This is a genomic window from Pseudomonas sp. o96-267 (assembly GCF_003935465.1).
Lineage (GTDB): Bacteria > Pseudomonadota > Gammaproteobacteria > Pseudomonadales > Pseudomonadaceae > Aquipseudomonas > Aquipseudomonas sediminis.
The window spans coordinates 82909-103177 of the sequence record NZ_RHQP01000005.1 but is presented as its reverse complement, the minus strand read 5'-3'; the positions used below and the strand labels follow the sequence as shown (position 1 = coordinate 103177).

The 20269-nt window shown below is 62.7% G+C and carries 24 protein-coding genes; 22 read left to right on the top strand and 2 right to left on the bottom strand.

Annotated elements, in window-relative coordinates:
• Positions 1-37 precede the first annotated feature (37 nt).
• The 12 genes from fleN to EGJ86_RS04855 all read left to right on the top strand — a co-directional run bounded on the left by fleN (position 38) and on the right by EGJ86_RS04855 (position 10654).
• Positions 38-868, top strand: coding sequence for a flagellar synthesis regulator FleN (fleN, locus tag EGJ86_RS04910; protein ID WP_162843938.1), 831 nt, complete (start codon positions 38-40; stop codon positions 866-868).
• Positions 865-1611, top strand: a complete 747-nt coding sequence (gene fliA, locus EGJ86_RS04905) for an RNA polymerase sigma factor FliA (RefSeq protein ID WP_166432387.1) — start codon at positions 865-867, stop codon at positions 1609-1611. The genes fleN and fliA overlap by 4 nt, the downstream gene beginning before the upstream one ends.
• Positions 1612-1710: 99 nt before the next feature.
• Positions 1711-2085 (top strand): chemotaxis response regulator CheY, encoded by a 375-nt coding sequence (locus tag EGJ86_RS04900; protein ID WP_169968482.1) that lies wholly within the window; start codon positions 1711-1713, stop codon positions 2083-2085.
• A 19-nt stretch (positions 2086-2104) separates the two neighbouring features.
• Positions 2105-2893 carry a protein phosphatase CheZ gene (locus EGJ86_RS04895; RefSeq protein ID WP_125834267.1) on the top strand — a complete coding sequence of 263 codons (789 nt, stop codon included), beginning with the start codon at positions 2105-2107 and terminating at the stop codon, positions 2891-2893.
• A 12-nt stretch (positions 2894-2905) separates the two neighbouring features.
• Positions 2906-5134 carry a chemotaxis protein CheA gene (locus EGJ86_RS04890; RefSeq protein WP_125834266.1) on the top strand — a complete coding sequence of 743 codons (2229 nt, stop codon included), beginning with the start codon at positions 2906-2908 and terminating at the stop codon, positions 5132-5134.
• Between the two features lie 45 nt (positions 5135-5179).
• Positions 5180-6313 (top strand): chemotaxis response regulator protein-glutamate methylesterase, encoded by a 1134-nt coding sequence (locus tag EGJ86_RS04885; RefSeq protein WP_125834265.1) that lies wholly within the window; start codon positions 5180-5182, stop codon positions 6311-6313.
• A gap of 25 nt (positions 6314-6338) precedes the next feature.
• Positions 6339-7079, top strand: a complete 741-nt coding sequence (locus EGJ86_RS04880; protein WP_075748382.1) for a flagellar motor protein — start codon at positions 6339-6341, stop codon at positions 7077-7079.
• A 12-nt stretch (positions 7080-7091) separates the two neighbouring features.
• The gene (motD, locus tag EGJ86_RS04875; protein WP_125834264.1) at positions 7092-7901 is read left to right on the top strand and encodes a flagellar motor protein MotD; all 810 of its coding nucleotides are present in this window, start codon (positions 7092-7094) and stop codon (positions 7899-7901) included.
• Between the two features lie 82 nt (positions 7902-7983).
• Positions 7984-8772, top strand: coding sequence for a ParA family protein (locus tag EGJ86_RS04870; RefSeq protein WP_099523114.1), 789 nt, complete (start codon positions 7984-7986; stop codon positions 8770-8772).
• An 86-nt stretch (positions 8773-8858) separates the two neighbouring features.
• Positions 8859-9662: a CheW domain-containing protein gene (locus tag EGJ86_RS04865; protein WP_125834263.1), complete on the top strand. Its 804-nt coding sequence runs from the start codon at positions 8859-8861 to the stop codon at positions 9660-9662.
• Between the two features lie 95 nt (positions 9663-9757).
• Positions 9758-10237, top strand: a complete 480-nt coding sequence (locus tag EGJ86_RS04860; protein ID WP_003243242.1) for a chemotaxis protein CheW — start codon at positions 9758-9760, stop codon at positions 10235-10237.
• 3 nt (positions 10238-10240) lie between these two features.
• A complete protein-coding gene (locus EGJ86_RS04855) occupies positions 10241-10654 on the top strand; it encodes a DUF2802 domain-containing protein (RefSeq protein WP_099523112.1) in 414 nt (137 codons plus the stop codon).
• Positions 10655-10712: 58 nt separating this feature from the next.
• On the opposite strand, the gene EGJ86_RS04850 is transcribed toward EGJ86_RS04855, so the two are convergent.
• Both EGJ86_RS04850 and EGJ86_RS04845 read right to left on the bottom strand, forming a co-directional pair.
• Positions 10713-11063 (bottom strand): EscU/YscU/HrcU family type III secretion system export apparatus switch protein, encoded by a 351-nt coding sequence (locus EGJ86_RS04850; protein WP_125834262.1) that lies wholly within the window; start codon positions 11061-11063, stop codon positions 10713-10715.
• Positions 11060-12589: a flagellar hook-length control protein FliK gene (locus EGJ86_RS04845; RefSeq protein WP_125834261.1), complete on the bottom strand. Its 1530-nt coding sequence runs from the start codon at positions 12587-12589 to the stop codon at positions 11060-11062. The genes EGJ86_RS04850 and EGJ86_RS04845 overlap by 4 nt, the downstream gene beginning before the upstream one ends.
• A 204-nt stretch (positions 12590-12793) precedes the next feature.
• On the opposite strand from EGJ86_RS04845, the gene ccmA reads away from it, so the two are divergent.
• The 10 genes from ccmA to EGJ86_RS04795 all read left to right on the top strand — a co-directional run bounded on the left by ccmA (position 12794) and on the right by EGJ86_RS04795 (position 20107).
• Positions 12794-13438 (top strand): cytochrome c biogenesis heme-transporting ATPase CcmA, encoded by a 645-nt coding sequence (gene ccmA, locus EGJ86_RS04840; RefSeq protein WP_125834260.1) that lies wholly within the window; start codon positions 12794-12796, stop codon positions 13436-13438.
• Entirely contained in the window at positions 13435-14106 is a 672-nt protein-coding gene (gene ccmB, locus EGJ86_RS04835) for a heme exporter protein CcmB (protein WP_037002833.1), read from the top strand. The genes ccmA and ccmB overlap by 4 nt, the downstream gene beginning before the upstream one ends.
• Positions 14107-14171: 65 nt before the next feature.
• Positions 14172-14927, top strand: a complete 756-nt coding sequence (locus EGJ86_RS04830) for a heme ABC transporter permease (protein WP_079783422.1) — start codon at positions 14172-14174, stop codon at positions 14925-14927.
• Positions 14924-15100 (top strand): heme exporter protein CcmD, encoded by a 177-nt coding sequence (gene ccmD, locus EGJ86_RS04825; protein WP_079783423.1) that lies wholly within the window; start codon positions 14924-14926, stop codon positions 15098-15100. The genes EGJ86_RS04830 and ccmD overlap by 4 nt, the downstream gene beginning before the upstream one ends.
• Positions 15097-15585, top strand: coding sequence for a cytochrome c maturation protein CcmE (ccmE, locus tag EGJ86_RS04820; protein WP_125834259.1), 489 nt, complete (start codon positions 15097-15099; stop codon positions 15583-15585). Before ccmD ends, ccmE begins: the two co-directional genes overlap by 4 nt.
• The gene (locus EGJ86_RS04815; RefSeq protein ID WP_125834258.1) at positions 15582-17555 is read left to right on the top strand and encodes a heme lyase CcmF/NrfE family subunit; all 1974 of its coding nucleotides are present in this window, start codon (positions 15582-15584) and stop codon (positions 17553-17555) included. Before ccmE ends, EGJ86_RS04815 begins: the two co-directional genes overlap by 4 nt.
• A complete protein-coding gene (locus EGJ86_RS04810; RefSeq protein WP_106734321.1) occupies positions 17552-18091 on the top strand; it encodes a DsbE family thiol:disulfide interchange protein in 540 nt (179 codons plus the stop codon). The genes EGJ86_RS04815 and EGJ86_RS04810 overlap by 4 nt, the downstream gene beginning before the upstream one ends.
• On the top strand, positions 18088-18576 hold the full coding sequence (locus EGJ86_RS04805; RefSeq protein WP_125834257.1) for a cytochrome c-type biogenesis protein: 489 nt from the start codon (positions 18088-18090) through the stop codon (positions 18574-18576). The genes EGJ86_RS04810 and EGJ86_RS04805 overlap by 4 nt, the downstream gene beginning before the upstream one ends.
• Complete coding sequence (ccmI, locus tag EGJ86_RS04800) at positions 18573-19784, top strand: c-type cytochrome biogenesis protein CcmI (RefSeq protein WP_125834256.1); 1212 nt, start codon at positions 18573-18575, stop codon at positions 19782-19784. The genes EGJ86_RS04805 and ccmI overlap by 4 nt, the downstream gene beginning before the upstream one ends.
• Positions 19781-20107 carry a hypothetical protein gene (locus EGJ86_RS04795; protein ID WP_106734324.1) on the top strand — a complete coding sequence of 109 codons (327 nt, stop codon included), beginning with the start codon at positions 19781-19783 and terminating at the stop codon, positions 20105-20107. The genes ccmI and EGJ86_RS04795 overlap by 4 nt, the downstream gene beginning before the upstream one ends.
• Positions 20108-20269 lie beyond the last annotated feature (162 nt).

Genomic DNA, 20269 nt, shown 5'->3' with positions numbered 1-20269 from the left:
AGGGCCAAGTCGAAGTTAGACAAGGTGTAGAAAGAACATGGGTATGCATCCCGTACAGGTGATTGCGGTGACTGGCGGCAAGGGTGGCGTCGGCAAGACCAATGTATCGGTCAATCTGTCCATGGCCCTGGCCGATCTCGGCCGTCGGGTGATGCTGATGGACGCTGACCTTGGCTTGGCCAACGTCGACGTTCTGTTGGGCCTGACGCCCAAACGCACCCTGGCCGATGTCATCGCGGGTGAATGCGATCTGCGTGACGTCCTGCTGCAGGGGCCGGGTGGCGTGCGTATCGTGCCGGCGGCGTCCGGTACGCAGAGCATGGTCAGCCTCACGCCGATGCAGCACGCCGGTTTGATCCAGGCATTCAGCGACATCAGCGAAAATCTTGACGTGCTGGTGATCGACACCGCCGCAGGCATCGGTGATGCGGTGGTCAGCTTCGTGCGTGCCGCGCAGGAGATCCTCGTGGTGGTCTGCGATGAGCCGACCTCGATTACCGACGCCTACGCGCTGATCAAGCTGCTCAACCGTGACCATGGCATCAGCCGCTTCCGCGTGCTGGCCAATATGGCCCACAGCCCGCAGGAAGGACGCAATCTCTTTGCTAAGCTGACCAAGGTGACGGATCGTTTCCTCGATGTCGCCCTGCAGTATGTCGGTGCCGTGCCCTACGACGAATGTGTGCGCAAGGCCGTGCAGAAACAGCGCGCTGTCTATGAAGCCTTCCCTCGCTCCAAGTGCGCCCTGGCGTTCAAGGCGATAGCTCAGAAGGTAGATACCTGGCCGTTACCGGCCAATCCCCGTGGTCATCTGGAGTTTTTCGTCGAGCGTCTGGTGCAACAACCGACCGCAGACTCGGCCGTATGACAGCAGCCTCTGGACTTCGTATGTACAACAAGGCTCAGGCGCAGGACTCCCAGCACCAACTGATCGAGCGCTATGCGCCGCTGGTCAAACGCATCGCCTACCACCTGTTGGCCCGTCTACCGGCCAGCGTGCAGGTCGATGATCTGATCCAGGCCGGCATGATCGGTTTGCTCGAAGCCTCGCGCAAATACGACTCCAGCAAGGGCGCCAGTTTCGAGACTTTCGCCGGTATCCGCATTCGCGGGTCCATGCTCGATGAGGTGCGCAAGGGTGATTGGGCGCCGCGTTCGGTGCACCGCAACAGCCGCATGGTCAGCGACGCCATTCGTGTGGTTGAGGCAAGAACCGGGCGTGACGCTAAAGATCACGAGGTTGCGGCCGAACTCCAATTGAGTCTGGAGGATTACTACGGCATTCTTGGCGACACTTTGGGCAGCCGCCTGTTCAGTTTCGACGACCTGTTGCAGGACGGCGAGCACGGCGGGTTGCACGAAGACGCCGGGCACAACCACCTCGAACCTTCGCGGGACCTCGAAGACGAACGCTTCCAGGCGGCTTTGGCCGATGCCATCGCCGGTTTGCCGGAGCGTGAACGTCTGGTGCTGGCGCTGTATTACGATGAAGAACTGAACTTGAAGGAAATCGGTGAAGTGCTGGGGGTTAGCGAGTCACGCGTGAGCCAGTTGCACAGCCAGTGCGCGGCGCGTTTGCGCTCGCGGCTGAGTGAATGGCGCGCTGGCTGAACGTGGCGTGCTCGCAGGCGCAAACGGTTTCACGATTAAAGGACGTAGTTGCAAGCGCAATACGTTTGGGACTGTACGGAGGTCGACTTGGACAAGAACATGAAAATCCTCATCGTTGACGATTTCTCGACGATGCGACGGATCATCAAGAACCTCTTGCGGGACTTGGGTTTCACCAATACCGCAGAAGCCGATGACGGCACCTCGGCGCTGCCGATGCTGCAAAGCGGCAGCTTCGACTTTCTGGTGACCGACTGGAACATGCCCGGAATGACTGGCATCGACCTGCTACGTGCCGTGCGTGCCGACGAGCGTCTCAAGCACCTGCCGGTGCTGATGGTGACTGCTGAAGCCAAACGCGATCAGATCATCGAGGCGGCTCAGGCCGGTGTGAATGGTTACGTGGTCAAACCCTTCACCGCTCAGGTGCTGAAGGAAAAGATCGAGAAGATCTTCGAGCGAGTCAACGGCTGATGCCAGCCGCGAGGGTGCTATGGAACACGATGACTCCACGCTGGGTGACCTCGAGTCGACCCTGAAAAACAACGCCCGCGATCTGGTCGATAGCCTTGAACAAGGCAACTTCGGCGCTGCGGTGCAACTGATCAACGAGCTCAACAAGGTCCGTGATCGCGGGCTGTATCACGAGGTCGGCAAACTGACCCGTGAACTGCACAACGCCATTGTCAATTTTCAGCTCGATCCGCGTATGCCGCATGCGCAGGAACTGTCGCAGATCGCCGACGCTACCGAACGCCTGAACTACGTCGTGACCATGACCGAAAAGGCTGCCAACCGGACCATGGATCTGGTCGAGCAGAGCGCGCCGCTGGTCAACGACCTGAGCGATGAAGCGCAAAGCCTGAGCGTCGAGTGGGGTCGTTTCATGCGCCGCGAAATCGGTGCCGATGGCTTTCGTGAGCTGGCCAAGCGTGTCGAGCTGTTCCTCGCCCGTAGCGAGCGAGATGGCGCCAAGCTCTCCGGTCATCTCAACGACATTCTGTTGGCGCAGGACTACCAGGACCTCACCGGCCAGGTGATCAAGCGTGTCACCCAACTGGTGACCGAAGTGGAAAGCAACCTGCTCAAGCTGATGCTCATGGCCAGCCAGGTCGACCGTTTTGCCGGCATTCAGCACAACCACGACGTGCTGCGCGCCGAACAGGAAAAATTAAAAGAACCATCGCGGGGTGAAGGTCCGCAGATTCATGCCGATAAGCGTGATGACGTTGCCTCCAGCCAGGACGATGTCGACGACCTGCTGTCCAGTCTAGGGTTCTAAGGAGCACACAATATGAGCTTCGGCGCCGATGAAGAGATCCTCCAGGATTTCCTGGTAGAGGCCGGCGAGATTCTCGAACAGTTGTCCGAACAGTTAGTCGAGCTGGAAAGCCGACCGGACGACATGAACCTGCTCAATGCCATCTTTCGCGGTTTCCATACCGTCAAGGGCGGAGCGGGCTTCCTCCAGCTCAATGAGTTGGTGGAGTGCTGCCATATCGCCGAAAACGTCTTCGACATCCTGCGCAAGGGTGAGCGTCGCGTCGATTCGGAGCTGATGGATGTGGTGCTCGAGGCTCTTGATGCAGTCAATGGTATGTTCGGCGAAGTGCGTGAGCGGCGTGAGCCGACGCCCGCATCGCCTGAGCTTCTGGCAGCCCTGTCGCGTCTGGCAGAGCCGGGCGGCGGCGAGGCGGCCCCTGCGGCAATTCAGCAGCCGGAGCCCGAACCCGAGCCGGAGCCAGAACCCCAGGCGGTCGCTCCGTCCGTTGCTTCCGGAGACATCACCGACAGCGAATTCGAGCAGCTGCTCAATGCGCTGGGTGATGCGCCAGCAGGCGCTCCGAGTGCAGAGAGCGCTGCCAGTGACGAAATCACCGATGACGAATTCGAGTCGTTGCTCGCCCAGTTGCACGGCAAAGGGCAGTTCTCCGGCGCGGTCGAACCGCCTGCTGTTGCCAGTGCCGTGGTCTCTGCGCCGGCTGCCGCCGCGGCAGGTGACGACATAACCGACGATGAATTCGAAGCGCTGCTCGATCAGCTGCATGGCAAGGGCCAGTTCTCCGGCGCAGCCGAAGCTGCGCCGCCTGTAGCCGCTGTTGCTGCAGCGCCTGCACCGGGAAGTGACGAGATTACCGACGACGAGTTCGAGTCCTTGCTCGATCAGTTGCACGGCAAGGGCAAGTTCGTCCCGCCAAGCGAGCCGGCCCCTGTAGTTGCTGAGAAACCGCCCGCCGCGCCCAAGGCCGCTGCACCAGCAGCCAAGCCAGCTGCGGCCAAGGCTGAAGCTGCCGCACCGCGTGCCGCGGCGCCGGCGCCAGCCCCTGCTGCGGCTGAGAAGGCCCCAGCCAGCGAAGCGGAAACCACCGTGCGGGTCGACACCGCACGGCTCGACGAGATCATGAACATGGTCGGTGAGCTGGTTCTGGTGCGTAACCGCCTGGTTCGCCTTGGGCTCAACAGCGGCGACGAGGCCATGTCCAAGGCGGTGTCGAACCTCGACGTGGTCACCGCGGATCTGCAGACCTCGGTGATGAAGACCCGCATGCAGCCGATCAAGAAGGTCTTCGGCCGCTTCCCGCGCCTGGTTCGCGATCTGGCGCGCAACCTGAAGAAAGAGATCAACCTCGAGCTGGTGGGCGAGGAAACCGACCTCGACAAGAACCTGGTCGAGGCGCTGGCCGACCCGCTGGTGCACTTGGTGCGCAACGCCGTGGACCACGGCGTGGAAACCCCGGAAGAGCGCGAGAAGAGCGGCAAGGCACGCGCTGGTCGCGTTGTGCTGTCCGCCGAGCAGGAGGGTGACCACATCCTGTTGTCGATCACCGATGACGGCAAGGGTATGGACGCCGATGTGCTGCGCGCCAAGGCTGTGGAGAAGGGCCTGCTGGACAAGGACGCAGCTGATCGCCTCAACGAGTTCGAATGCTACAACCTGATCTTCGCCCCGGGCTTCTCGACCAAGACCGAGATTTCCGACGTGTCCGGCCGCGGTGTCGGCATGGACGTGGTGAAGACCAAGATTTCCCAGCTCAATGGCACGGTCAACGTGTTCTCGCAGAAGGGGCAGGGCTCGAAAATCATCATCAAGGTGCCGCTGACCCTGGCGATCATGCCGACGCTGATGGTGATGCTGGAGAACCAGGCCTTCGCTTTCCCGCTGGTCAACGTCAACGAGATCTTCCATCTCGACCTGTCGCGCACCAATGTGGTCGATGGTCAGGAAGTGGTGATCGTGCGCGACAAGGCGCTGCCACTGTTTTATCTCAAGCGCTGGTTGGTCCCACAGGCCTTCCATGAAGGCCAGCGCGAAGGCCATGTGGTGATTCTCACCGTTGGCAGTCAGCGCATCGGCTTTGTCGTCGATCAACTGGTCGGCCAGGAAGAAGTGGTCATCAAGCCACTGGGCAAGATGCTGCAAGGCACGCCCGGAATGTCCGGTGCCACGATCACGGGCGACGGACGCATCGCGTTGATTCTCGACGTACCGAGCATGCTCAAGCGCTACGCTCGACGTTTCTGATGTTTCGCGGCGTGGACCTGACGTCCACGCCGTCTAGGAGTGTGTATGGCAGTCAAGGTCTTGGTGGTGGACGACTCCGGTTTCTTCCGTCGGCGCGTGTCGGAAATTCTGTCTGCTGACCCCAGTATTCAGGTCGTGGGCACGGCCACCAATGGACGGGAAGCCATCGATCAGGCGTTGGCGCTCAAGCCCGACGTGATCACCATGGATTACGAGATGCCGATGATGGACGGCATCACCGCAGTGCGGAACATCATGCAGCGCTGTCCGACACCGGTGCTGATGTTCTCCTCGCTGACGCATGAAGGCGCCCGCGTCACGCTCGATGCGCTGGATGCGGGTGCGGTGGATTTCCTGCCGAAGAACTTCGAAGACATCTCGCGCAACCCCGAAAAGGTCAAGCAGATGCTGTGCGAGAAGGTGCACAGCATCGCTCGCAGCAATCGCCGTTTCAGTTCGGCCGCAGTGGCTCCGGCGCCGACTGCGGCTAGTCTTAGTGCGGCGCCGACAACTCGTCCAGCCGTTTCGGCGCGACCTGCCCCGGCCCCTGCGGTTCCAGCGCGACCAGTGTCAGCGACCGGTGGCGCTGCCTCCGCATCGCCTGCGCCCAAGCGCAAGGCCTACAAGCTGGTGGCCATCGGCACCTCGACCGGTGGCCCGGTGGCGCTGCAGCGCGTGTTGACCCAGCTTCCGGCCAATTTTCCGGCGCCGCTGGTTCTGATCCAGCACATGCCGGCAGCCTTCACCAAGGCGTTCGCCGAGCGCCTGGACAAGCTGTGCCGCATTCAGGTCAAGGAAGCCGAGGACGGCGATATCCTGCGCCCAGGCCTTGCATTGCTGGCTCCTGGTGGCAAGCAGATGATGGTCGATGCGCGCGGTGCGATAAGAATCCTGCCGGGGGACGAACGCCTCAACTACAAACCCTGTGTCGATATCACCTTTGGCTCTGCCGCCAAGTCCTATGGCGACAAGGTACTGGCCGTGGTGCTGACCGGCATGGGCGCCGACGGTCGTGAGGGCGCGCGCCTGCTCAAGCAGGGCGGCAGCCAGGTGTGGGCTCAGGACGAGGCCAGTTGCGTGATCTATGGCATGCCCATGGCCGTGGTCAAAGCCAATCTGGCGGATGCGGTCTACGGCCTGGATGACATCGGCCGGCACCTGACCGAGGCCTGCCAGTGACGGACGCTAAATCGGAAACATGCGCATGGATGTACTGAGCCTTATTGGCGTCATTCTGGCATTCGTTGCCATTCTGGGCGGCAATTATCTCGAAGGCGGCCATGCTGGGGCCCTGCTCAACGGTCCGGCGGCGCTGATCGTCATCGGCGGGACATTGGGCGCGGCCTTTCTGCAGGCACCGGTGCAGGTGTTCAAGCGTGCCATGAGCATCATGCGCTGGATCTTCTTCCCGCCACGCATCGATCTGGTCGGCGGCATCAATCGTGTGACCGGGTGGAGCATGGTGGCGCGCAAGGAAGGCCTGCTCGGTCTGGAAGCGGTGGCTGATGCCGAGCCTGACCCCTATGCGCGCAAGGGCCTGCAGTTACTGGTCGACGGCGCCGAGCCGGAATCCATTCGCAGCATTCTGGAAGTTGATCTCTACACTCAGGAGGCGCGCGATATCCAGGCCGCCAAGGTGTTCGAGAGCATGGGCGGCTATGCACCGACCATTGGCATCATCGGCGCGGTAATGGGCCTGATCCATGTGATGGGCAACCTGGCTGATCCCAGCATGCTCGGCAGTGGCATTGCCGTGGCGTTCGTCGCCACCATCTACGGTGTCGGTTTTGCCAACCTGCTGCTGCTACCGATGGGCAACAAGCTCAAGTCCATCGCGCTGCGCCAGTCGCGTTACCGCGAGATGCTCCTCGAAGGCATCCTGTCCATCGCCGAGGGTGAGAACCCGCGTTCCATCGAACTGAAGCTGCAAGGCTTCATGGACTGATGGAGGTATGGCATGGCGCGCAGGCGGCATCATGAAGAGCACGAGAATCACGAGCGTTGGCTGGTCTCCTATGCCGACTTCATCACCTTGCTGTTCGCCTTTTTCGTGGTGATGTACTCGATTTCCTCGATCAACGAAGGCAAGTACAAGATCCTCTCGGAGTCACTGACCGGTGTATTCAACCAGCCTGATCGCTCGATCAAGCCGATTCCGGTCGGCGAGGAGCGGCCGCGCACCAGCGAGCCTGATAACACCTCGATGGACGACCCCAGCTCGGATTCGACCCTGCAGAACATCGCCTCCAGCGTGCGCGAGGCATTTGGCGAGCTGATCCAGAGTGAGCAGTTGACCGTGCGCGGCAACGAGATGTGGATCGAGATCGAGCTCAGCTCCAGTCTGTTGTTTCCCAGTGGTGATGCCATTCCGAACAATCAGGCGTTCGACATCATCGAGAAGGTCGCCAAGATTCTGGCGCCCTATCAGAATCCGGTTAAGGTGGAGGGGTTCACCGACAACCTGCCGATCCAGACCGCCCTGTACCCGACCAACTGGGAGTTGTCTTCGGCGCGTGCGGCGAGCATCGTGCGTATGCTGGCCATGGATGGCGTCAACCCTTCACGTCTGGCAGCCGTCGGTTACGGTGAATTCCAACCGGTGGCGGACAATGCCACTGCCGAGGGCAGGGGACGTAATCGCCGCGTCGTGCTGGTGATTTCGCGCAACCTCGACACGCGACGTGGCGCTGGCAGTGCCGCGACTCAGCAGTCAGAGGCTGGCACGCAACCTGCACCAGCGTCTGCGTCGGGGGTTCCACAGTCGTGAGCCGTCAAATCCCAGTCGCCTGCTGTGTGCGTGCGACAGCCATTCTCGGCCTGAGCGCCTCTTGCCGGGAGGATGAGAGAAAATGAAAGTTTGGGCAGTAGCCAACCAAAAGGGCGGGGTCGGCAAGACCACCACCTCCATCGCCCTGGCAGGCCTGTTGGCCGATGCCGGCAAGCGTGTGGTCGTGGTCGATCTCGATCCGCATGGGTCGATGACCAGTTACTTCGGTCATGATCCCGATGCGCTGGAGCACAGTTGCTTCGATCTGTTCCTGCATCAGGGCAACGTGCCGCAGGGCCTGCCCAAGCAACTGCTGCACAGCACCAGTCACGAGAATATCTCCCTGTTGCCGTCGAGCACCGCGCTGGCCACGCTCGAGCGCCAGTCGCCAGGGCAGAATGGCCTGGGTCTGGTGATCGCCAAGAGCCTGGCGCAGCTGTGGGAAGATTTCGATCACGCCATCATCGACAGCCCGCCCTTGCTCGGCGTGCTGATGGTCAATGCCCTGGCAGCCAGCCAGCAACTGGTGATTCCGGTGCAGACCGAGTTCCTCGCGGTGAAAGGTCTGGAGCGCATGATCACCACGCTGGCGATGATCAATCGTTCGCGCAAGCAGGCCTTGCCTTACACCATCGTGCCGACGCTGTTCGACCGCCGCACCCAGGCGTCCATGAGTACGCTGCGGGTACTGCGCAATACTTACCCTGAGCACCTGTGGCCGGCTTACATTCCGGTCGACACGCGCTTGCGTGATGCCAGCCGGGCAGGGCGCACGCCCTCGCAGTTCGATGCCGGCAGCCGTGGGGTGATCGCCTATCGTGCGCTGCTCAAGCATCTGTTGAGTCATCAGCCGGCGGCGCAGGTGGCTTGAAATGAGCGTCTGTGTTGAACTGCGACACTCAAGTCTGAGCATGCCGCGGCCGATAGGCTGTCAAGATCTTATTCCGGGTTCCAGTCATGAGTCGTAACCTCGCCACCGCTACGCGTTCCCAGCTGGCTCTGCAGTCCTACCTCGATGGGCTGCTGCAGGAAGCTGCCGCCGAACTGGAGATGTCCGTCAGCCTCGACGAGTTCAAGGCTGCAGTGCTCGAGGAGCAAGTGCGCGATGCGCGGTTGGTTGAGCCGGTAGTACTCGCTAGCGTGATCGAGCCGCAGGTACAGGCGGACGTTGCGCCGGTTGAGTTACTCGCGCCGATACAGGCTCCGGTCATCGATGAGGCGCCGCCGGTAGTTGCTCCCGCTGCCGAGCTGGCGCCGCAGCCGGCAGCGCTCCTGGCCGATGGTCGTCCTGCCTGGGCCGAGGAGCCGTTCGAATGCCTGCTGTTCGACGTTGCCGGGTTGACCCTGGCCGTGCCGCTGATTTGCCTGGGCTCGATCTATCCGCTCGAAGGCCAGGAGCTGACTCCGCTGTTTGGTCAGCCGGATTGGTTTCTCGGCATCCTGCCGAGCCAGGCCGGTAACCTGAAGGTACTGGATACCGCCCGTTGGGTGATGCCAGACCGTTATCGCGAGGACTTCCGCGAGGGTCTGCAGTACGTGATTTCGGTGCAGGGCTACGAGTGGGGGCTGTCGGTGCATCAGGTCAGCCGTTCGATTCGCCTGGACCCGAGCGAGGTCAAGTGGCGCAGCCAGCGTACCCAGCGTCCCTGGTTGGCTGGCACGGTGATCGAACACATGTGCGCGCTGCTCGACGTGGCGGCATTGGCTGAACTGATCGCCAGCGGTGGGGCGAAGCGCCTGAATGGCGGAAAACTGCATTGAGAATTGGTGGGCCTGTGCCAACGGGCTCTATAGTTGATGACAAGCGGGTCGACCCGCGCATGCCGCACTGAGCGGTTTTTGACGAGGCTAGGGACATGAAGAAAAGTTCTGCACAAGGTGCCGAAGATCCGATTCTGCAGTGGGTGACCTTTCGCCTGGACAACGAGACCTACGGCATCAACGTGATGCAGGTGCAGGAAGTCCTGCGTTACACCGAGATCGCTCCGGTCCCGGGTGCGCCGAGCTACGTGCTGGGCATCATCAACCTGCGCGGCAATGTGGTCACCGTGATCGATACCCGCCAGCGTTTCGGCCTGGGTTCGGCGCCGGTCACCGACAATACCCGCATCGTCATCATCGAAGCGGACAAGCAAGTGGTCGGCATCCTGGTCGATAGCGTGGCCGAAGTGGTCTACCTGCGTCAGTCCGAGATCGAGACTGCACCGAACGTCGGCAACGATGAGTCGGCCAAGTTCATTCAGGGCGTGTGCAATAAGAACGGCGAACTGCTGATTCTGGTCGAGCTGGACAAGATGATGTCCGAGGAAGAGTGGTCGGAGCTGGAGAGCATCTGAGCCATGTCCGAATTCGCCATGCTTGCCGCGGCCCTGGCCTTCGTGGCGCTGCTATGCGTGGCCCTGGGCATCGTCTGCAAAGGCCTGTACCGCAACCAGCAACGCCTGCTGGACGAACAGGCCAAGCGTGACGCCGTGCGCGATGCGCGGATCAGGGAGCTGAGTAAACGTCTCGACGCCTACCTGACCGGCAGCATTCGCATGGGCGAAGAGCTGCATGAGCTGCGCCGTGTGGTGGCGCCACTGCCGGACAAGGTCAGCCAGATCGAGCAGCGCGATCCCAACAGTCTGTCCTTCACCCAGGCCGCTCGCCTGGTTGGCATGGGCGCCAGCGTCGACGATCTCACCCAGTCCTGCGGCCTCAGTACGGCCGAGGCCGAGCTGATCAGCCGGCTGCATCGACCCAAGAAAGCCTAAGCGCTGCGGCCGCGAAGCTCTTTCTGCCGGTCACTCAACGCGTTCTGGTGGTTTCCCGTTAATCGGCACTCGGCCCACTCAGGCGGGGGAGTGGCGGGGTGACGTCGCGCTCGCTTTCCTGTGTCGGAGTGAAACCCTCCGGTGCCTTGCCTTGCAGGTGCCAGGCGAAGGCGATGATCTCGGCAATGCAGCGATACAGCGCGTCAGGAATGGCGGCGCCCAGTTCGAGGCGCGCCAGCAGACGCACCAACTCGGCATTTTCATAGATCGGTACTTCGTATTCGCGAGCGATGGCGAGGATGGCTTCGGCCAGTTCGTCATCACCCTTGGCGCTGAGTATCGGTGCGCTTTGCCCGTCATAATTGAGGGCGATGGCCTGACGCGCTTCAGGTTGCGGCTTGCGGCTCATGCGGTTTCATCTACCCAGCGTTGTTCCAGCGAGGTTTTCGGTCCTTGCGGTGGCATGCCCTGGCTGCAGGCCAGTTCGCCAACCTCCAGTCCTGCGGCTAGCAGGCGCTCACGCAGGTTGCCCAGCTCTGCGGTGATCAGCGATGCGGTATCGGCGCGTTCGGCCCACAGTTGGCTGGAGAGGCTGCCGCGCAGTAGTTGGGCGCGAACCTGCAGCGGGCCAAGATGATCGAGGTCGAAGGCCAGTTCCACGCGCCAGAGCATTTCCTTCTGTTCCGCTTTCTCCGCCTTGCCACTGTCTTCGCGCTGCAGTTTGATCTGCAGTGGAATCACTTCCTGCTGGTGGCGCATGGGCAGCTCCAGCTGCCAGGTGGTCAGCAGGTTGCCGTTGGCATCCACCTGGGTTTGCGCCAGGCTCGATAGCTGATGGGTCTGCAGCCGTGAGACGGCTGCAGCGGCGAGCTTCAGCAAGGTTTCCAGATCGGCTTCGCCATCCATGTTCTGCAGCAAGCGCGAGGGCAGGGGAAAGGTCAGCGCCTGTTGGCGTGCTGAGCCGGCAGCGCCTGCCCCGAGCAGTTGCCGAGCCAGGTTGGGCAAGTTCTGGTTGAGGGCGTTCTGCAGGCCCGCAAGGGGGCCGGAGACTCCTGGCAACTGCGGCATCAGCTGGGCGATCAGGCGCAGCAGGTTGGCTTTCAGGTCCTGCGGCAATGAGCCGGTCTGGCCCTGCAGCAGTTTGGCTTCGAGCAGCACACCGCTGCCTTCGAGTGCCTGCGCGAGGCCTTTGGCGGTACTCAGCTGGGTGCTATCGGGGAGGCCGGCAAGCAGCTTGTCGATACTGCCGCGCAGCGCCTCATCGCCACCGCTCAGGTTCTGCAGGCCCTTGAACAAGCCCTCCAGTGACGCCTGGCGATTCTGCTGGGCGGCCAGTTGCTGGCCCAGCACCAACTGATCGAGGCGGCCGCTGAGCGGCAGAAAGGCGAGGCTCTGGCTGCCTTGTACCTGCGCGCTGAGCAGGCTGCCGAGCGGCAGATTCAAGGGGCTGTCGATGGCCAGCTTGTTGCCCGCTAGCGGAGTGTTGAGCAGGTTGACCACCAGGCGATAGATCGTCTGCGCATTCTGTGTCGGCAGTGGGGCGTTGCTGACGACCTTGCCCTGCACCAGCGTACCGGGGGGCAGTTGCTGCAGGTCGAGGCTGGTCAGCGGCTTGTCACCGCCAGCCTGCAAGGCCAGCGCCAGGCGAGTCTCGGACAGTGCGGTGACCACCAGCGCGCTGCCCTGAGCCAGCGGCCTGGGGCTCTCGGCTTGCAGAGTCGCCTGCTTGCCGCCTGCGAGGGTCAGTTTGAGCAGCAGCTGGAAGCTTTGCGCTTGTTCGCGAATCGCCACGATTTCGGCCTTGGCGCTTTCGCCGGCCGCCAGCATGCCTTCCAGTGGCTGCAACAGGCGCACGGCCATGTCTGCCGCCGTCGCAGTGTTGCGAATCACTGGCACGGAAGGGGGAAGTGGGCGTGGGCTGCTGATTTCGCTCATGGGCTCTCACGTATCTGATGGCGTACTGCTTCACGAGTACAGCCTACGGCTGATTTGCCTGCCACAGATTAACACCCTGTCGAAAATGCTGACTGCGGGGACAGTGACGCGCCATGTATAATGCCGCCCCGCTGCGCATAGTAGTTCCGGCACGCGTCAGTATAGCGGCCGGAGCACCGTCGACTTTAACCCTGCCAGGTATCGATGACCCGTCCCGTTCCCCTTCTCGAAGCCGTGGCGCTCAGCTGTGAGCGGGACTGGCGCATGCTCTTCGAGCAGTTGCACTTCGCCCTGCAGCCGGGCGACATGTTGCAGATCAGCGGCCCCAACGGCAGCGGCAAGACCAGCTTGCTACGGTTGATCGCCGGCCTGCGTCAGCCGACCTCCGGTGACATTCTCCTGCAGGGCCTGGCCCTGGCCGAGCAGCGTAGCGAGTTGGCGCGCAACCTGTTATGGATTGGCCATGCCGCCGGCATCAAGGGCCTGCTGAGCGCCGAAGAGAACCTGGCCTGGCTCTGCGCGCTGCATCGCCCGGCCAGTCGCGAGGCGATCTGGCAGGCGCTGGAAGCGGTCGGCCTGCGCGGTTTCGAGGACGTTCCCTGTCATACCCTGTCGGCCGGCCAACAGCGCCGTGTCGCGCTGGCCCGTCTTTATCTGGCCGATACACCCCCGTTGTGGGTGCTCGATGAGCCGTTCACCGCGCTGGACAAGAGTGGTGTGGCGCAACTCGAAGCGCACCTGGCCGGCCATTGCGAACGTGGTGGCGTCGTGGTGCTGACCACTCACCACAGTCTGCAACGCACACCGGTGACCTATCGCGACCTGGATCTGGGGCAGTACGCCGCATGAGCAACGTTTTCACACAGCTGCTGTCGCGCGAAATGCGTCTGCTCGCTCGCCGCCCGTCCGATCTGGCCAACCCGCTGGTGTTCTTCGCCATCGTCATCGCGCTGTTCCCGCTGGCGGTGGGACCAGAAACGCAATTGTTGCAAACCCTTTCCCCTGGCCTGGTCTGGGTCGCGGCGCTTTTGGCCGTGCTGCTCTCGTTGGACGGGCTTTTCCGCAGTGATTTCGAGGACGGCTCGCTCGAACAGTGGGTCCTTTCGTCGCACCCCCTGCCTCTTCTGGTGTTGGCCAAGGTGCTGGCACACTGGCTGTTCAGTGGGTTGGCGCTGGTGCTGCTGGCGCCCTTGCTGGCGCTGATGCTCGGCTTGCCTGGGCGTTGTCTGCCGGTGCTGCTGATTTCCCTGCTGCTCGGCACCCCGGTGCTGAGCTTGCTCGGTGCGGTGGGCGCGGCGCTCACCGTCGGTCTCAAGCGCGGCGGTCTGCTGCTGGCGCTGTTGATTCTGCCGCTGTACATCCCGGTGCTGATTCTTGGCAGCGGGGCGTTGCAGGCGGCCCTGCAAGGACTGCCGGCGACCGGCCATCTGTTATGGCTGGCCAGCCTCACTGCATTGGCGGTGACCCTGACACCTTTTGCGATTGCCGCCGGTCTGACCATCAGCGTCGGCGAATAACAACGAACCGTGATTGACCTCTGAACCGGGCAACCGCCGGATCAGGCCTGAATAATGAGTCGAGCATGAACTGGACGTGGTTTCACAAATGGGGTTCGCCCAAGTGGTTCTATGAGATGAGTGGCCGCTGGCTTCCCTGGCTCAGCATCGCTGCCGTGTTGCTGATCGCCGCTGGCCTGATCTGGGGCCTGGCGTTCGCGCCGCCGGATTACCAGCAGGGCAACAGCTTTCGCATCATCTACATCCACGTTCCTGCCGCCTTTCTCGCTCAGTCCATCTACGTGACCCTGGCTGTTGCTGGCCTGGTCGGCCTGGTCTGGAAGATGAAGCTGGCCGACGTCGCCGTGCAACAGGCTGCCCCCATCGGTGCCTGGATGACCGCTATTGCGCTGCTTACCGGCGCCATCTGGGGCAAACCGACCTGGGGCACCTATTGGGTCTGGGATGCACGCCTGACCTCGATGCTGATCCTGCTGTTCCTCTACTTCGGCGTCATCGCCCTGGGCAACGCCATCAGCAATCGCGACAGCGCCGCCAAGGCCTGCGCCGTGCTGGCCATCGTCGGTGTGGTCAACATCCCGATCATCAAGTACTCGGTGGAGTGGTGGAACTCGCTGCACCAGACTGCCACTTTCAAGATCACCGAAAAGCCGGCGATGCCGGTGGAAATGTGGCTGCCGCTGCTGCTGGCGGTGTTGGGTTTCTACTGTTTCTTCGGTGCCGTGCTGCTCTATCGCATGCGCCTGGAAGTGCTCAAGCGCGAAGCGCGCAGCAGCTGGGTGAAAGCCGAAGTACAGGCACTTGTGGAGGGCAAGGCATGAGCTTTTCGTCCTTTTCCGAATTCCTCGCCATGGGCACCCATGGCCCCTACGTCTGGAGCGCCTACGGCATCAGCCTGGCGATCCTGGCGTTGAATGTGGTGCTGCCGATCCTGGCACGCCGCCGTTACCTGCAAGACGAGGCGCGCCGTTTGCGCCGGGAGAAGTCGAAGTGAATCCGGTTCGCAAGAAACGCCTGTATATCGTTCTGGCCATCCTCTGCGGCGTCAGCATCGCCGTCGCGCTGGCGCTGACCGCGCTGCAGGAGAACATCAACCTGTTCTACACCCCGAGCCAGATCGCCAATGGCGAGGCGCCGGTCGCTACCCGCATCCGTGCCGGCGGCCTGGTGGAAGAGGGCTCGGTCAAGCGTTCCGCGGATACCCTGGAAGTCGACTTCGTCGTCACCGACGGCGCTCATGGCGTGACCATTCGCTACCACGGCATCCTCCCGGATCTGTTCCGTGAAGGGCAGGGCATCGTCGCCCTGGGCCGGGTCAACGAACAAGGCGTGCTGGTAGCTGACGAGGTGCTGGCCAAGCACGACGAGAATTACATGCCGCCTGAAGTCATGCAGGCGCTGGAAAAGAGCGGAATGATGCAGAAGCACAATGAGGCCAAAGCCGCCAAACAGGGCTATCAGCAGGAGAGTGCACAATGATCCCCGAGCTCGGCCATCTGGCGATGATTCTGGCGCTGTGCCTGTGTCTGGTACAGGCGACGCTGCCGCTGATCGGTGCCTGGCGTGGTGACCACCAGTGGATGAGCCTGGCGCAGCCGGCTGCCTGGGGTCAGTTCGCCTTTTTGCTGTTTTCCTTCATCTGCCTGACCTATGCCTTCATGGTCGACGATTTTTCCGTCGCCTACGTGGCCAACAACTCCAACAGCGCGCTGCCCTGGTACTACAAGTTCAGCGCGGTATGGGGCGCACACGAAGGCTCCTTGCTGCTGTGGGCCTTGATCCTGGCGGGCTGGACCTTCGCCGTGGCGATCTTCTCGCGCCACCTGCCGGAAGAAATGCTTGCACGCGTGCTGGCGGTGATGGGCATGATCAGTGTCGGCTTCCTGCTGTTCCTGATCGTTACCTCCAACCCCTTCGAGCGCCTGCTGCCGAACTCGCCGGCGGATGGCCGCGACCTCAACCCGCTGCTGCAGGACTTCGGCCTGATCGTGCATCCGCCGATGCTGTACATGGGCTATGTCGGTTTCTCGGTGGCTTTCGCTTTCGCCATCGCCGCCTTGCTCGGCGGCAAGCTGGACGCCGCCTGGGCGCGCTGGTCGCGTCCTTGGACCATCATCGCCTGGGCCTTCCTCGGCATCGGTATCGCCCTGGGCTCCTGGTGGGCCTACTACGAGCTTGGCTGGGGTGGCTGGTGGTTCTGGGACCCGGTAGAGAACGCGTCCTTCATGCCCTGGTTGGTGGGCACCGCATTGATTCATTCCCTCGCCGTGACCGAGAAGCGCGGGGTGTTCAAGAGCTGGACCGTGCTGCTGGCCATCGCCGCCTTCTCCCTGAGCCTGCTGGGTACCTTCCTGGTACGTTCCGGCGTGCTGACTTCGGTGCACGCCTTTGCCACCGATCCGGAGCGCGGCGTGTTCATCCTCGCTTTCCTGCTGGTGGTGGTGGGCGGTTCGCTGGCGTTGTTCGCCGTGCGCGCACCGGTGGTCAAGAGCCAGGTTGGCTTCGGCCTGTGGTCGCGTGAGACGCTGCTGCTGGTCAACAACATCGTGCTGGTAGTGTCGGCCGCGATGATCCTGCTCGGCACGCTCTACCCGCTGGTGCTCGACGCGCTGACCGGCGCCAAGCTGTCGGTTGGCCCGCCTTACTTCAACGCGTTGTTCCTGCCGCTGAGGGCACTGCTGATGGCGGTGATCAGCGTCGGCGTGCTGGTGCGCTGGAAGGATACCCCGCTGAAATGGCTGGGCAGCATGCTGGCGCCGGTACTGGTGGCCAGTGTGGTCCTGGCGGTCATCGCCACCTTCTTGCATGGCGATTTCCACTGGGCTGTACTGGCCGTCTGCCTGCTGGCCTTCTGGGTAATCCTCGCTGGCGTGCGTGACATCCTCGACAAGACGCGCCACAAGGGTCTGATCAAGGGGCTGCCGAGCCTGAGCCGCAGCTACTGGGGCATGCAGATGGCGCACCTGGGTTTCGCTGTGTGCGCCCTGGGCGTGGTGCTCACCAGCCTTGGCAGCTACGAGCGCGATCTGCGTATGGCGCCGGGTGATTCCGTGGAGCTGGCCGGCTATCGCTTCCAGTTCGAGGGTGCGGTGCATCACGAAGGGCCCAACTTCATTTCCGATAAAGGCACGGTGCGTGTGTTCGATGGCGAGCGGCAGATCAAGGTGCTGCACCCGGAGAAGCGTCTGTACACCGTGCAGCAGGCGACCATGACCGAGGCGGGCATCGATGCTGGCTTCACTCGCGACCTGTTCGTCGCCCTCGGCGAGCCACTGGAGCAGGGCGCCTGGGCCGTACGCATTCACATCAAGCCGTTCGTCCGCTGGATCTGGCTGGGTGCGTTGCTGATGGGCTTCGGTGGCTTCCTCGCCGCGGCCGACAAGCGCTACCGGATCAAGGTCAGAACCCGCGTGCGCGAAGCCCTTGGCATGCAGGAGGCCAGTGCATGAGACGCCTGCTCCTGCTGTTGCCGCTGCTGGCCTTTCTGGCGATTGCCGTATTTCTCTATCGCGGCTTGTTTCTCGACCCCTCGGAGTTGCCCTCGGCGTTGATCGGCAAGCCGTTCCCGGCTTTCAGCCTGCCGTCGCTGGACGATCCTGAGCGCACCCTTAGCGAGGCCGACATCAAGGGCCGGCCTGCGCTGGTCAACGTGTGGGCGACCTGGTGCCCGGCCTGCCGTCATGAGCATCCGGTGCTGAACAAGCTGGCCGAGGCCGGCGTGGTGATCCACGGGGTCAACTACAAGGATCAGCGCGAGCCGGCGCAGAAGTGGCTGCGCGACCTGCATAACCCCTATCAGCTCAATATCGAAGATGCCAAGGGCAGCCTGGGGCTGGACCTGGGCGTGTACGGCGCGCCGGAGACCTTCTTCGTCGATGCCAAGGGCATCATTCGCCACAAGTTCGTCGGCACCATCGACGAGCGCGTCTGGCGCGAGCAGCTGGCGCCGATCTACCAGCAACTGGTCGACGAGGCACAGCCATGAAGCGCCTGTTGATTTCTGCCGGTCTGGCGCTTGGTCTGTTGGCCAGCGCGCATGCCGCCATCGATACCTTCGAGTTCGCCAATGAGGCCGAACGCCAGCGTTATCGCAACCTGGTCGAAGAGCTGCGGTGCCCGAAGTGCCAGAACCAGAACATCGCCGATTCCGATGCGCCGATCGCCATGGACCTGCGCAACGAGATCTACCGCTTGCTCGAAGCGGGCAAGAGCAACGACGAGATCATCGATTTTCTGGTCTCGCGCTATGGCGATTTCGTGCTCTACAAACCGCCGCTGACCAGCCGCACGCTGCTGCTTTGGTATGGCCCGGCCGGCCTGCTGGTACTGGGGTTCGGTGTGCTCGGAGTGATCGTTCTGCGTCGCCGCAGCGAGCAGAAGAATCACCCAGCCGCTGGCCTCTCCGCCGATGAGCAGGCGCGCCTAGCCGCGTTGCTCGAACAAGCCTCTCAGGACAAGAAAGACCGATGATCGATTTCTGGTTGCCCGCCGGGCTGCTGTTGCTGACTGCCCTGGCGTTTCTGCTGATTCCGGTTCTGCGTATTCGCAAGCTGCAGGCCGAAGAAGACCGTACCGCACTCAACGTCACCCTCTATCAGGAGCGCCTGCAGGAGCTGGAAAACCAGCGTCAGGCTGGCGTACTCGATGACGCGCAGATGGAGGCCGGCCGCGCCGAAGCGGCGCGCGAGCTGCTCGATGACACCGAAGGCGTGCAGCGCCGCAGCAGCGTGCTCGGCGGCAAGATTCCGCTGGTTTCGGCGCTGTTGGTACCTGTGCTGGGCGTGGCCCTGTACCTGCATTGGGGCGCGGTCGATGAGGTTGTACAGACTCGCCAACTGGCCGCTGCGCAGCCGCAGAGCATCGAGGAAATGACTGCGCGCCTGGAGCAGACTGTCCAGCAGCAGCCAGACTCCGCCGAGGCCTGGTACTTCCTCGGCCGTACCTACATGGCGCAGGAGCGCGCTGGCGATGCCGCCAAGGCGTTCGAGCGTGCCGTGGAGATTGCCGGGCGCGCCCCGGAACTGCTCGGCCAGTGGGCGCAGGCGTTGTACTTCGCTGAAGGCAAGCAGTGGAGCGAGCAGATGCAGGCGCTCACCGACGAAGCGCTGAAGGCCGACCCGCAAGAGGTCACCAGCCTGGGCCTGCTTGGTATCGCAGCCTATGAAAACCAGCGCTATGCTGATGCCGTGCGTTACTGGGAGCGTCTGGTCGCCGTGCTGCCGGAGCAGGACCCGTCGCGTGCGGCCATCGCCGGTGGTATCGAGCGCGCCCGTCAGCAGATGGGCGAGGGCGAGCAGCCCAGTGCGGCAGCCGCGCCGAGTGCCAAGGTGCATGCGTTGGAGGTCAGCGTGTCGCTGTCGCCCGAGGTGCAGCAGAACGTGCAGCCGGACGATGCCGTATTCGTCTTCGCCCGTGCACTCAGCGGCCCGCCGATGCCGCTGGCAGTCAAACGCCTGAAGGTCTCCGACCTGCCGGTGCAGATCAGCCTCTCCGACGTGGATGCAATGATGCCCGAACTGAAGATTTCCCGATTCGACCAGGTACAGCTGGTGGCGCGTGTGTCCCGCGCGGGTAACGCTACCCAGGGCGAATGGACCGGCCAGACTGGCCCGGTTTCCAACACCGCCCGTGACGTTCAGGCGCTGCTGATCGACAGCCGCGACGGGCAGACCCAGTGAAGCGCCTGGCGCTGGCCTGCGCACTCGGGCTCGGCCTGAGTGGCTGCGTACTGCAGCAACCGAGCGCGCCGGTGGGTGACTTGCCACCAGTACAGCAGCCATCGCACCCGCGCTACGCACCGCCGCCTGGGGTGAAGAGCCACTGGAATCCGGGCTTGGGTGTCTACGTCGTCGAAGGCGCGCGGGATCTCTACTACCGCGAGCGTGTGTTCTATCGCTGGGACGGCGGCTGGAGCTGGTCGTCGCAAGCTGGCGGGCCGTGGAAGGACACCGACAGCTCGGGCATTCCGCCAGGGTTGTTTCGCCAGTACCAGAACCGCTGATCCCGTAGGACGGGTTTCACCCGCTTTGCATTTCTAACGAAAACGGCGCCCGAAGGCGCCGGTTTAGTTGGGTGTGATTAGTGCTCAATGCGCCCAGAACATGGCTAACAGCCCATAGCAGATCACCGTCACCAGCACCACCCCGAACACGATGGGAACGAC

Bases quoted from the DNA above. Each gene is read 5' to 3' on its own strand.
- EGJ86_RS04850 (WP_125834262.1), bottom strand. From the start codon at position 11,063: ATGAGCCGCAAGCCGCAACCTGAAGCGCGTCAGGCCATCGCCCTCAAT.
- ccmI (WP_125834256.1), top strand. From the start codon at position 18,573: ATGATCGATTTCTGGTTGCCCGCCGGGCTGCTGTTGCTGACTGCCCTG.
- EGJ86_RS04870 (WP_099523114.1), top strand. From the start codon at position 7,984: ATGAAAGTTTGGGCAGTAGCCAACCAAAAGGGCGGGGTCGGCAAGACC.
- EGJ86_RS04810 (WP_106734321.1), top strand. From the start codon at position 17,552: ATGAGACGCCTGCTCCTGCTGTTGCCGCTGCTGGCCTTTCTGGCGATT.
- EGJ86_RS04865 (WP_125834263.1), top strand. From the start codon at position 8,859: ATGAGTCGTAACCTCGCCACCGCTACGCGTTCCCAGCTGGCTCTGCAG.
- EGJ86_RS04895 (WP_125834267.1), top strand. From the start codon at position 2,105: ATGGAACACGATGACTCCACGCTGGGTGACCTCGAGTCGACCCTGAAA.
- fleN (WP_162843938.1), top strand. From the start codon at position 38: ATGGGTATGCATCCCGTACAGGTGATTGCGGTGACTGGCGGCAAGGGT.
- EGJ86_RS04845 (WP_125834261.1), bottom strand. From the start codon at position 12,589: ATGAGCGAAATCAGCAGCCCACGCCCACTTCCCCCTTCCGTGCCAGTG.
- EGJ86_RS04830 (WP_079783422.1), top strand. From the start codon at position 14,172: ATGAACTGGACGTGGTTTCACAAATGGGGTTCGCCCAAGTGGTTCTAT.
- EGJ86_RS04815 (WP_125834258.1), top strand. From the start codon at position 15,582: ATGATCCCCGAGCTCGGCCATCTGGCGATGATTCTGGCGCTGTGCCTG.
- EGJ86_RS04805 (WP_125834257.1), top strand. From the start codon at position 18,088: ATGAAGCGCCTGTTGATTTCTGCCGGTCTGGCGCTTGGTCTGTTGGCC.
- fliA (WP_166432387.1), top strand. From the start codon at position 865: ATGACAGCAGCCTCTGGACTTCGTATGTACAACAAGGCTCAGGCGCAG.
- ccmA (WP_125834260.1), top strand. From the start codon at position 12,794: ATGACCCGTCCCGTTCCCCTTCTCGAAGCCGTGGCGCTCAGCTGTGAG.
- EGJ86_RS04855 (WP_099523112.1), top strand. From the start codon at position 10,241: ATGTCCGAATTCGCCATGCTTGCCGCGGCCCTGGCCTTCGTGGCGCTG.
- EGJ86_RS04885 (WP_125834265.1), top strand. From the start codon at position 5,180: ATGGCAGTCAAGGTCTTGGTGGTGGACGACTCCGGTTTCTTCCGTCGG.
- EGJ86_RS04890 (WP_125834266.1), top strand. From the start codon at position 2,906: ATGAGCTTCGGCGCCGATGAAGAGATCCTCCAGGATTTCCTGGTAGAG.
- ccmB (WP_037002833.1), top strand. From the start codon at position 13,435: ATGAGCAACGTTTTCACACAGCTGCTGTCGCGCGAAATGCGTCTGCTC.
- EGJ86_RS04880 (WP_075748382.1), top strand. From the start codon at position 6,339: ATGGATGTACTGAGCCTTATTGGCGTCATTCTGGCATTCGTTGCCATT.
- motD (WP_125834264.1), top strand. From the start codon at position 7,092: ATGGCGCGCAGGCGGCATCATGAAGAGCACGAGAATCACGAGCGTTGG.
- EGJ86_RS04900 (WP_169968482.1), top strand. From the start codon at position 1,711: ATGAAAATCCTCATCGTTGACGATTTCTCGACGATGCGACGGATCATC.
- EGJ86_RS04860 (WP_003243242.1), top strand. From the start codon at position 9,758: ATGAAGAAAAGTTCTGCACAAGGTGCCGAAGATCCGATTCTGCAGTGG.
- ccmD (WP_079783423.1), top strand. From the start codon at position 14,924: ATGAGCTTTTCGTCCTTTTCCGAATTCCTCGCCATGGGCACCCATGGC.